Source organism: Vibrio sp. 1180_3 (assembly GCF_029478545.1).
Classification (GTDB): Bacteria; Pseudomonadota; Gammaproteobacteria; order Enterobacterales; family Vibrionaceae; genus Vibrio; species Vibrio aestuarianus.
This window is the reverse complement of sequence record NZ_SJFM01000001.1, coordinates 311,749-323,832: the sequence shown is the minus strand read 5'-3', so window position 1 is coordinate 323,832 and position 12,084 is coordinate 311,749. Positions and strand designations below refer to the sequence as shown.

At 44.2% G+C, this 12,084-nt stretch carries 7 protein-coding genes; 5 read left to right on the top strand and 2 right to left on the bottom strand.

Annotated elements, in window-relative coordinates; translation table 11 throughout:
* Nucleotides 1–23: 23 nt before the first annotated feature.
* A complete protein-coding gene (gene barA / locus EYW48_RS01410) occupies nt 24–2,801 on the bottom strand; it encodes a two-component sensor histidine kinase BarA (protein ID WP_277431781.1) in 2,778 nt (925 codons plus the stop codon).
* A gap of 185 nt (nt 2,802–2,986) precedes the next feature.
* Between barA and rlmD the strand changes: the two genes are divergently transcribed.
* The 5 genes from rlmD (at nt 2,987) to eno (ending at nt 10,718) form a co-directional block, all read left to right on the top strand.
* Nucleotides 2,987–4,309 (top strand): 23S rRNA (uracil(1939)-C(5))-methyltransferase RlmD, encoded by a 1,323-nt coding sequence (gene rlmD, locus EYW48_RS01405; protein WP_277431780.1) that lies wholly within the window; start codon nt 2,987–2,989, stop codon nt 4,307–4,309.
* Nucleotides 4,310–4,372: 63 nt separating this feature from the next.
* Nucleotides 4,373–6,595, top strand: a complete 2,223-nt coding sequence (gene relA / locus EYW48_RS01400; RefSeq protein ID WP_053310739.1) for a GTP diphosphokinase — start codon at nt 4,373–4,375, stop codon at nt 6,593–6,595.
* Nucleotides 6,596–6,683: 88 nt separating this feature from the next.
* The gene (mazG, locus tag EYW48_RS01395) at nt 6,684–7,493 is read left to right on the top strand and encodes a nucleoside triphosphate pyrophosphohydrolase (protein WP_053310740.1); all 810 of its coding nucleotides are present in this window, start codon (nt 6,684–6,686) and stop codon (nt 7,491–7,493) included.
* A gap of 203 nt (nt 7,494–7,696) precedes the next feature.
* Nucleotides 7,697–9,337 carry a CTP synthase gene (locus tag EYW48_RS01390; RefSeq protein ID WP_053310741.1) on the top strand — a complete coding sequence of 547 codons (1,641 nt, stop codon included), beginning with the start codon at nt 7,697–7,699 and terminating at the stop codon, nt 9,335–9,337.
* A 79-nt stretch (nt 9,338–9,416) separates the two neighbouring features.
* Complete coding sequence (eno, locus tag EYW48_RS01385) at nt 9,417–10,718, top strand: phosphopyruvate hydratase (protein ID WP_053310742.1); 1,302 nt, start codon at nt 9,417–9,419, stop codon at nt 10,716–10,718.
* A gap of 76 nt (nt 10,719–10,794) precedes the next feature.
* Here eno and EYW48_RS01380 read toward each other — a convergent pair whose 3' ends face one another.
* The gene (locus tag EYW48_RS01380) at nt 10,795–12,021 is read right to left on the bottom strand and encodes a multifunctional CCA addition/repair protein (RefSeq protein ID WP_277431779.1); all 1,227 of its coding nucleotides are present in this window, start codon (nt 12,019–12,021) and stop codon (nt 10,795–10,797) included.
* Nucleotides 12,022–12,084 lie beyond the last annotated feature (63 nt).

Below are 12,084 nucleotides of genomic sequence, written 5' to 3'. Positions count from 1 at the left end.
TTCTTATTGTTCAGGTTTAATGGCTAAACCAGATAAGGTTTTGCCGTTACGACTACTTTTTCCATCTCATCTTGCAGCTCAAATAGCTCTGGCTCAATATCACTGATCAATTGTCCTGCTCGTAGAGCTTGCTCAATAGTGGCACACACTTTTTTCAAGCGCGGAACGCCACTGTACGAGCAGCTACCATGCAGTTTGTGTACATGATGGAGCAGATCTTGCGTTGAATATTCATCATCTTCTAATGCCATTGCAACGACTTGATTAATTTCAGGGATCGACTCTACCAACATTTTCAGTAGATCTTTTGCTAAGTCTTCCTTGTTGGCTGACTGTTTGAGGGCCGTTTGCCAGTCAATGATGATGGTGTCGGCATGTGCGACTTCTTGAGCCTCTATTATCGGTTCCAAGTGCTCAGTGAGCTCTAGCTTTTCAACTTCATGGCTAGTCGTGTGCGGATTCCAGTGAACCAATACCTGCTGCAAAATATGTTCTTCGATAGGTTTGGTTAGGTAATCGTCCATACCAGCTTTCAAGAGACGATCTCGCTCCCCAACCATGGCATGAGCGGTAACAGCGATAACGGGGGTTTGAGCATTAAGCTGGGTCTTTTTGATTTCCTGGCATGCGGTAACGCCATCCATATGCGGCATTTGGATGTCCATCAAAATAATATCGAACTTATGATCTTTCGCCTGTTCGATGGCATCTTGGCCATTGGTACAAGAAACAATGGTTTCTACGCGCTCTTGCAGCAGTGCCATGATCAATTTTAGGTTGGCTGGGTTATCATCAACCGCCATGACTTTCAGTGGTAGTTTATCAAACTCGCTAGGTGATTCAGGTACCTCTTGAATGGCGGGTTGGTGGGCAATCAATATTTGCAGCAGTTTTTTCCGCGATAGCGGCTTGGTGATGCACTGTACTGGATATTGCTGCATCAGATGATCGGATAGCGCAAGCTCAGTACTTGGCGTACCAATAATGACATTATCTGCCATATTAACGGCGTTGTTGACCCATTGTTCGACCAAGTTAATGTCAGTTTCTTTACTCGGCGCTAAATTAAGTAGCACATAATCAAAATGTTCTGACTCTTCAGGCATCACTGAACGATAAGTAACATGTAGCCCCGCCTGAACCAACATCTGCTGTGTAATCGAGGCTGCTTGCATATTGGGCTCAATTAGTAACAATTGTTTACTGCTGAGTATCTGAGGGTCCAGCCAATCACTCATTGGCATTTCTGTGATGTGCAATCTCAGAGTAAACCAGAAGGTTGAACCTTGGTGTAGGCGGCTGGTTAAGCTGATTTCTCCCCCCATTTGGCTGACCAGTTTCTGAGTAATAACCAGTCCCAAGCCTGTGCCACCATAGCGACGCGAAATACTAGCGTCGGCTTGACTAAATGCTTGAAATAGTTGAGCTTGTTGTCGCTCGGAAATGCCGATCCCCGTATCGCGAACCATGAACTGTAGCTCTACCACATCATCGCGCTGCGAGCGCATTTCGACACTAATATCGATATTGCCGCGTTCAGTAAATTTAATCGAGTTACCCACAAGGTTGGTCAGTACTTGCTGAATTCGTAGTGGGTCGCCAACTAATCCTGCTGGGATTTTTTGGTCAACTTTAAGCGTGATTTCCAGCCCTTTTTCATGAGCGCTGGTGGCTTGCAAATTCACCACTTCTTCGAGGCTTTCTTGGAACTCAAATGGAATGTTTTCTAATGCCAATTTACCTGCTTCAAGCTTAGAGAAATCTAAGATGTCATTGATGATATTCAATAAGTTGTTTGCTGATTTTTCGATGGTTTGGAGGTAATCCATTTGACTGTTGCTGAGCTGTGTTTTCAGCATTTGACGGGTAAAACCGATCACACCGTTAAGTGGGGTGCGCAGTTCATGTGACATATTGGCAAGAAACTCTGATTTCACGCGTGCTGCTTCTTGGGCGCGTTTTTTAGCAATATCGAGTTCGACGTTTTGAATCTCTAATTGTTCTAAGGTTTCACGTAAGTCAGAGGTCGCTTGATCAATGCTGTGCTGCATCTCAACATGATATTCCGATAGCGAAACTGCCATCGCATTGATGCCTTTTTTGAGCGAATCCAATTCGCCGTGCATTTTACCTTCAATGCGCACATCCAAATGACCACGGCGAATTCTGTCCACCATATTTTTCATATGGGTAATAGGACGTGTGACGTCGTGCAATAGTCGAAATGCAAAGGCTCCTGATAACCCTAACCCAAGCGCTAGCACTAAAAAGGCTGAAAAAATTTCTTGATACTGCTGTAAGCGCAAAGATGAAAGATCCAACTCTATCGCAATATAACCTAACGCTGGCGTAGTGGCTTCAGAGCCCCCACCTTCAATTAGACGACTTTCTTCGAGGATGGGAGTACGTAAAATTAGCGTATTCTCGGTCAGGTGTGAGCTACTAAGGATCGGTATCGGTTTATCTTTTGGGTAAGTCAGGCTTTCAAAATTGGGGTGAAAGTTAGACGTTACAAATAATTCGTGGTTGGCGTCAAATACAGCAATACTGCGAACTAACTTCGAATTTTTGCGGTGTGCATAACTGATAATACGTCGTACTGATTCACGGCTTTGATTCTTTAACGCCTCTTCGCTAGCAATCGCTAAGGGTTCAATGATGCTCGCCCCTGCATTAATCACCTGATTTTCAAGATCGTGGTAGCGATTAAAGGAAAAAAAAGCACTCAGCAATAAGCCGATAATCAAGGTTGGAGCTAGGGTTAAGGTAATAACGCGCGCGCGTAAGCCATATCTGGTCATTATTGTCTAAACATCGTGGTGTGGATATGGGAAAATAGCCCGCAGTTTGACAAGCGAAGCTAGTACGAAAATCGTTTAATTAGCGGTTAGCTTAATCAAGTCGAGTAAATTCGACAATCATCCCCGCACTAAATAGTGACGCTAGGGCAGAAAAACACCGATTAAATCTTACGTAGGCATAAAGCATGGCACGTTTTTTCCAACCGAAAAAGAAAACGCAACTAGAGACCAAACATCAAACGGTATTGATTGAGCGGCTTGATCACCAAGGGGCAGGCATTGCTTATCAGCAAAAGAAACCGATCTTTATCGATGGTGCTCTGCCGGGCGAACAAGTGCTTATACAGCTTAGTGAGAGTAAAAGTAAATTTTCTCGTGGCCAATTGATCAAAGTGTTAAAGCCAAGTGAGCAGCGTATTGATGCGTTTTGTCCGCATTACTCACAATGTGGCGGCTGTGATCTACAGCATCTGACCCATGAGGCTCAAATCGAGCATAAACAGCAAACGCTCAGTCAATTAATGGCCAAATTTGCAGGCCAAACGTTGACATTGTCTGAACCGGTTTCAGGCCCCGATAAAGGTTATCGTCGTCGGGCACGTATCAGTTTACTGTGGGATAAAAAACAGCAGCAGCTGCTATTTGGTTTTCGAAAAAAACAGAGCAAGCAGATAGTTAACATCACAGACTGCTCGGTATTAGAGCCGCAGTTAAACCAGTTACTTGCCCCTTTAAAGGCGTTATTAACCACGTTTAAACAGCAAGAACAGCTCGGCCATGTAGAACTGGTGTTAGGTGAACAAGGTGCAGTTATTGTGCTAAGGCACCTCAAAGCATTAGCTCCAGAAGATAAACAAGCCTTACTTGAATTCGCTGCGCAGCATCAGGCAACGCTGTACGTTGTCCCGCAAAGTGAGCAACTTGAAATTCTCTCAGGAAAAGAAGCCACTTACAGTGAGGGTGGGGTGATAATTCCATTTTTGCCGTCGAACTTCATTCAGGTCAATCGGTACGTGAACCAGAAAATGGTTGAGCAAGCGATGGACTGGTTACAGATTTCTCCAGAGGATCGGGTACTCGATTTATTCTGCGGTTTGGGTAATTTTAGTTTGCCGATAGCTAAGCGTGCACAATTTGTGGTTGGTGTTGAAGGCGTTGACGAGATGGTCACACAAGCACAACAGAATGCAACGCACAACAATATAAACAATATCGCGTTCTACCAAGCAAATTTGGAACAAGATTTGTCGAGCCAAGAGTGGGCAAAGGAAAAATTTGCTAAAGTATTGCTCGACCCAGCACGTGCAGGAGCTGTTGGTATTGTTGATCAACTTTCTCGTTTAGGCGCAAAAAGTGTCGTTTATGTCTCTTGTAACCCAGCGACGCTTGCTCGAGATAGTCAAAGCTTGATAAGCCAAGGTTATAAATTAGCAAAATTAGGCATGTTGGATATGTTTCCGCATACGAGTCATTTAGAATCTATGGCGCTATTTGTAAAAAATCGGTAAAGAGAGAACTAATCCTTAGACGGTTAGTCGAATAACACAAACTATAAAACTAGGACGAATTAGATGGTTGCGGTTCGAAGCGCACACTTAAATCCAGACGAACAGTTTGAGCTAGAAAAATGGATTACGAGCTTAAAGCAAGAGAAAAATACCTCCGCTAAACTGACGGAAGTATACCGCCAATGCGAAACCTTATTGGCTGGTCACTCAAAATCGACCCTATTGCTTTGGCGTGGCAGAGAGATGATCGAAATACTGGTCACGCTTTCTATGGACCGAGCCACCTTGGTTGCCGCCCAACTGTTTCCTATTGCGACCAGCGGTATTGTTGAGCGTGAAGTGCTAGAAGAAACCTACGGCAAAGAGGTCGTTAAACTGATTGATGGCGTGGAAGAAATGGCCGCGATTGGTCAGCTTAATGTGACGATGCAAGGTAGTGAAGCATCAGAACAAGTCGACAATGTACGTCGTATGTTACTGGCGATGGTTGATGATTTTCGCAGCGTGGTGATTAAACTGGCTGAACGTATTTGTAATTTACGTGAAGTGAAAGATGAGCCAGATGAAGTGCGTCGCCTCGCCGCTAAAGAGTGCGCTAATATTTACGCGCCATTAGCTAACCGTTTAGGCATTGGTCAACTTAAATGGGAAATTGAAGATTACGCGTTTCGTTATCAGCAGTCAGAGACCTACAAACAGATAGCAAAACAACTGTCAGAACGGCGTATTGTCCGGGAACATTACATTCGCGATTTTGTCGATGATTTACGCTCTGAAATGAAAGTATGTAATATCAATGCTGAAGTGAGTGGTCGTCCTAAGCACATCTACAGTATCTGGCGAAAAATGCAAAAGAAAAACCTCGCTTTTGATGAGCTATTTGATGTGCGTGCCGTACGGATTATTGCTGATAAACTGCAAGACTGCTATGCCGCATTAGGGGTTGTACATACTAAATATAAACATCTTCCTAGCGAGTTTGATGACTATGTCGCTAACCCTAAACCCAACGGTTATCAATCCATCCATACTGTGATTTTAGGGCCGGAAGGCAAAACCATCGAGATCCAAATTCGAACCAAACAGATGCACGAAGAATCTGAACTTGGGGTTGCTGCGCACTGGAAATACAAAGAAGGTGCATCAAACGCCCGAAGTGGCTATGACGAGAAAATTACGTGGTTACGTAAGCTACTGGATTGGCAAGAAGAGATGTCTGATTCTGGCGAAATGTTAGATGAACTTCGAAGCCAAGTATTTGATGACCGCGTATATGCGTTTACCCCTCGTGGTGATGTCGTCGATTTGCCAATGGGCGCGACACCACTCGACTTTGCTTACCATATTCACTCTGAAGTTGGGCACCGTTGTATCGGGGCTAAAGTGGCTGGACGTATCGTGCCTTTTACCCATAAATTATCAATGGGTGATCAAGTTGAAATTATCACACAGAAAGAGCCCAACCCATCGCGTGATTGGCTAAACCCATCGACAGGTTTTGTTCATTCTGGTCGTGCGCGCGCGAAGATTAACGCATGGTTCCGTAAGCAGAGTCGTGAAAAGAACCTAGAAGCTGGGCGTGAAATTCTCGACGATGAATTAGCTAAAATTGGCGCGACATTAAAAGATGCCGAAAAATACGCTCTAAAACGCTTTAACGTAAATACACCGGATGAGCTATTTGTCGGTATTGGTAGCGGTGATTTACGCATTAACCAAATCGTTAATCACATTAATGCCTTAGTCAATAAGCCAACGGCTGAACAAGAAGATCGACAGGCGCTCGAAAAGCTTCAAGAGTCAGAAGCTCGAACACCACAACAAAGCAGGCCACATAAAGATGCAGTTGTAGTGGAAGGGGTTGACAACTTAATGACCCATTTAGCGCGTTGCTGTCAGCCCATTCCTGGTGATCTCATCAAGGGCTACATTACTCAAGGGCGAGGTATTTCAGTGCATCGCAGTGATTGTGAGCAGCTCGAAGAACTTAGTCATCATGCTCCAGAGCGTATCATTGATACCGTATGGGGCGGGGGTTCTGTTGGTTTGTACATTCTAACGCTGCGCATTGAGGCAATGGAACGTAGTGGATTAATCAAAGACATTACCACCTTGTTAGCCAACGAAAAAATCAAAGTGCCGAGTATGAAAAGCCGAGTGGATTACAAGCGCCAATTGTTGATCATGGACTTTGATCTTGAACTCAATAATATTGAAGTATTATCACGAGTGATTAAACGACTTGAACAGTTGAAAGATGTGATGTTAGTGAAACGTCTTGGCTGATTTAATTAGTGAATACAAAATGCGATTAAAAGGTGAGTGGCTTTAGCTGCTCACCTTTTTCTTTAAAAATTGATGTTAAGGACAAAAAATGAGTCATCCAATTGAACAACTTGAACAGATCATGGCGCAATTGCGTGACCCAGAAAATGGTTGCCCTTGGGATAATAAGCAGACTTTTGAAAGTGTGGTTCCTTATACTATTGAAGAAACCTACGAAGTGGTCGATGCCATTCATAATCAAGACTGGCCAAACCTAAAAGAAGAATTAGGTGACTTACTTTTCCAAGTGATTTTTTATAGCCAAATGGCCAAAGAACAAGGTTTGTTTGATTTTTCAGAAGTTGTGGCTGCGGTCAATGAAAAGCTAACGCGCCGCCATCCGCATGTTTTTTCTGATACTAAGTTTGAGAATGAAGCCCAAATAAACGCCAACTGGGAAGCAGAAAAAGCCAAAGAGAAAGCGCAAGCAGGCAAAAAACAACAAAGTATTCTAGACTCAATACCACAATCATTCCCTTCACTTTTACGTGCTACAAAAATCCAAAAAAAGTGTGCTAAATATGGTTTTGATTGGAATTCACTTGGGCCTGTTGTTGATAAGGTTCATGAGGAAATCGACGAGGTCATGGAAGAAGCTTTGCAAGTCAATCCTGACTTTGCACGAGTGGAAGACGAAATGGGGGATTTGCTATTCGCTACGGTTAATTTGGCTAGGCATTTAAAAACCGACCCAGAAGTGGCGTTGAATAAAGCAAATCGCAAGTTTTCTCGCCGATTTCAAGCGATTGAAGCTATGGTGGCAGAAAATGAAAAACAGCTAACGGACTTTTCATTGGATGAGTTAGATGCGATGTGGAATGAAGTGAAAAGATTAGAAACAGCAAAAAATAAATATTGAAGGCTATGTTGGCTTTTTGAGGCTAATTTTCTGCTTTTGCGTGGTGCAATAAGTCATATCGAGTGGTGCACTTTGATTTGAAGCAAAAAATAAAAAACAACAGTGTGATAGATTTCACGTTGTAGCGGATAAGGGCTTCTGGTATATTTTCATCCCGTCCAGAAGAAATCCATTTCCCTCATTCAACCAATTTCAGGTTAAACATGACGACAAATTACATTTTTGTTACTGGCGGGGTTGTATCCTCTCTAGGTAAAGGTATTGCGGCAGCATCTCTTGCGGCGATTTTAGAAGCTCGTGGTCTTAAAGTGACTATGATGAAGCTTGACCCTTACATCAACGTTGACCCGGGCACAATGAGCCCAACTCAACATGGTGAAGTGTTTGTCACGGAAGATGGCGCTGAAACTGACCTTGACCTTGGTCACTACGAACGTTTCATTCGTACCAAAATGACTAAGCGCAATAACTTTACTGCTGGTCGTGTTTATGCCGATGTATTGCGTAAAGAGCGCCGTGGTGATTACCTAGGTGCAACGATTCAGGTTATCCCTCATATTACTAACGCTATCAAAGACCGCGTTATCGCAGGCTCCGAAGGTCACGATGTGGCTATCGTTGAGGTTGGCGGTACAGTGGGTGATATCGAATCACTACCGTTCATGGAAGCTATTCGTCAGCTAGCGATTGAAGTTGGCCGCGAACACGCAATGTTCATGCACCTTACTTTAGTGCCTTATCTTGCTGCTGCTGGTGAAGTGAAAACTAAACCAACACAACACTCAGTGAAAGAACTGCTTTCTATTGGTATTCAACCTGATATTCTGGTTTGCCGTAGCGATCGTATGATCCCAGCGAACGAGCGTAAGAAAATTGCCCTGTTCTGTAACGTGCCAGAAAAAGCAGTTATCTCAATGAAGGATGTGGATTCAATCTACAAAATCCCTCAGTTGATCAAAGCTCAAGGTCTTGATGATATTGTTTGTAACCGTTTTGGTATTAACGCGCCAGAAGCGAACCTTGCTGAATGGGAACAAGTGATTTACGAAGAAGCGAACCCTACTGCTGAAGTCGTTATCGGTATGGTTGGTAAATACATTGAATTACCAGATGCCTATAAATCAGTTAACGAAGCATTGAAACATGCAGGCCTGAAGAATCGTCTAAGTGTTAAAATCAAATATATTGATTCACAAGATGTTGAGACGAAAGGTACGGAAGTGCTCGCTGACTTGGACGCTATTTTAGTTCCTGGTGGTTTCGGTGACCGTGGTATTGAAGGCAAAATCCTTGCCGCACAGTATGCACGTGAAAATAAAGTACCTTACTTAGGTATTTGTCTTGGTATGCAAGTAGCGCTAATTGAATTCGCGCGTAATGTTGCGGGCCTAAAAGGTGCACATTCAACAGAATTTAACAAAGAAACAAAATACCCTGTGGTAGGCTTAATTACCGAATGGGTAGATGGTGAAGGTAACGTAGAAGAACGTACTGAAAAATCTGATCTTGGTGGTACTATGCGTTTAGGTTCGCAGCTTTGCCACTTAGAAAAAGGCACCAAAGCGTACGAGCTTTACGGGAGTGCGACAATTCATGAACGCCACCGTCACCGTTATGAAGTCAACAATAATCTTCGTCCGCAGATCGAGAAAGCTGGCCTAAAAGTATCAGGTCTGTCTGCTGACAAGAAATTGGTTGAAGTGATAGAGAACCCTGCTCACCCATGGTTTGTAGCAGCTCAGTTCCACCCAGAATTCACATCAACCCCTCGTGATGGTCACCCACTATTTGCAGGCTTTATTAAAGCAGCAGGTGAGTTCCAACGCGGTGAATCAGAGAAGTAACAAGGATACGGGCAGTTGCAATTGTTGTGCTGCTGCCCTTTATAGTTTTGACATTTAAATTCAACGAGAGGAAACATTAATGTCTAAGATCGTTAAAGTTCTAGGTCGCGAAATCATCGACTCACGTGGTAACCCAACAGTAGAAGCTGAAGTTCACCTAGAAGGCGGTTTCGTAGGTATGGCTGCTGCTCCATCTGGCGCATCTACAGGTTCTCGCGAAGCTCTTGAGCTACGTGACGGTGACAAATCACGTTTCCTAGGTAAAGGTGTTCTTAAAGCTATTGCTGCTGTAAACGGCCCAATCGCTGACGCTCTAGTTGGTAAAGATGCTAAAGATCAAGCGGCTATCGACCAAGTGATGATCGACCTAGATGGTACTGAGAACAAATCTAACTTCGGTGCTAACGCAATTCTTGCTGTTTCTCTAGCAAACGCTAAAGCAGCAGCTGCAGCTAAAGGCATGCCTCTATACGAGCACATCGCTGAGCTAAACGGTACTGCTGGTCAGTTCTCTATGCCTCTACCAATGATGAACATCATCAACGGTGGTGAGCACGCAGACAACAACGTAGATATTCAAGAGTTCATGATCCAACCAGTTGGCGCTAAGACTCTTAAAGAAGCTCTACGTATCGGTGCAGAAGTATTCCACAACCTAGCTAAAGTTCTTAAAGCTAAAGGCCTAAGCACTGCAGTTGGTGATGAAGGTGGTTTCGCTCCTAACCTAGAATCTAACGCTGCTGCACTAGCTGCAATCAAAGAAGCGGTAGAATCTGCAGGTTACGTACTAGGTAAAGACGTTACTCTAGCGATGGACTGTGCTGCATCTGAGTTCTACGACAAAGAAGCTGGCAACTACAACATGAAAGGCGAAGGTAAAATCTTCACTTCTGAAGAGTTCAACCACTACCTAGCTGACCTAGCTAACCAATACCCAATCGTATCTATCGAAGACGGTCTTGACGAATCAGATTGGGATGGCTTCAAGCACCAAACTGAACTACTAGGTGACAAACTTCAACTAGTAGGTGACGATCTATTCGTTACTAACACTAAGATTCTTGCTCAAGGTATCGAGAAAGGCGTAGCTAACTCTATCCTTATCAAGTTCAACCAAATCGGTTCTCTAACTGAGACTCTAGCTGCAATCAAGATGGCTAAAGACGCAGGTTACACAGCAGTAATCTCTCACCGTTCTGGCGAAACTGAAGATGCAACTATCGCTGACCTAGCGGTAGGTACAGCTGCAGGTCAAATCAAGACTGGTTCTATGAGCCGTTCTGACCGTGTTGCTAAGTACAACCAACTAATCCGTATCGAGGAAGCTCTAGGTGAGCGCGCTCCTTTCAACGGCCTTAAAGAAGTGAAAGGTCAAGCTTAATTCCCCTTGTGGAAATTAACTTAGCTTTACTACTTTAGAGAACGCCCTGCATTGCAGGGCGTTTTTTTATGCCGGGCTAAGCTTTTCTTGCATTCAAAGCTGCAATAGCGGCGATACGTCTTTTTTCCATCTCTTCTCTGATCGCTTTTCCTTGTAACCCGCTGGCAACGATATCTTTCACCGCGACTGATTGAGTCGCTTGATATGCCGCCTCAAAGATTGCTTTTTGAGGATAGGGGGTATTCTCGCACCCTAATCGCCCGGCGTGATCGGCTTGGCAACAGAGTAATACGTCGTTCAAACGCTCTGGTTTACGCCATACATCGAGTTTATCGAGTATTTTGAGCTTGGTGCTTGCTTTCAGCTCGGCCGCTCTGTGTATATTTGAGTGCTGCTCACACACTAATAGTGCTAATTCTTTGAATTCATTTGGAACACGTATGCGTTCGCACAATTTTTTAATTATTTTCACCCCAGTATGACAGTGCATTTTATGGCTTGGCCATTCACTTTCTGGCGTTACACCTTTACCTAAGTCGTGGACTTGGGCTGCGAAACGGATTGTAAGAGAAGACGAGAGCCTAGCCGCTTGTGCGGCCACTAACAGCGTGTGAATACCACTATCAATTTCAGGGTGCCATTTTTCCGGCTGTGGGACACCAAATAGACGATCTAACTCTGGTAGAATCACTTTTAATGCCCCACATTCATGCAAAACAGAAAGAAAGATTTCGGGATTGTGTGTGGAGAGAGACTTGTGCCATTCTTGCCAGACGCGCTCTGGAGTTAAATGTGCCAGTTCCCCTGATAGCGCAATGGTTTGCATCAGTTGCTTGGTTTCATCGGCGATGGTAAAACCCAAATGGTTCAACTTGGCTGCAAAACGAGCAACGCGTAAAACCCGCAAAGGATCTTCAACAAACGCGTCGGATACATGACGCAAAATACGTAATTGAAGATCGCGCTGCCCACCATAAGGGTCGATAATGTGCCCATGTGGATCTTGCGCCATGGCATTGATGGTCAAATCACGCCTCATAAGATCTTCTTCGAGGCTAACATCTGGTGCGTAATAGCAGGCAAAACCAGTATATCCAGAGCCGGTTTTACGCTCTGTTCGTGCCAGAGCATGTTCCTGTTTGGTTTTGGGATGCAGAAATACAGGAAAATCTTTACCAACGGGAGTGAAGCCAGCCTCCAACATTTGCTCTGGGCTGGCGCCAACCACGACCCAATCTTGGTCATAGACATTAATATTGAGTAACTGATCGCGCACCGCGCCCCCAACTAAGTATACTTGCACCGGATTACCTCGAATATACAGAAATGCCATTGGCGATTGATGTTAGCAATGGTACTTTTCCTA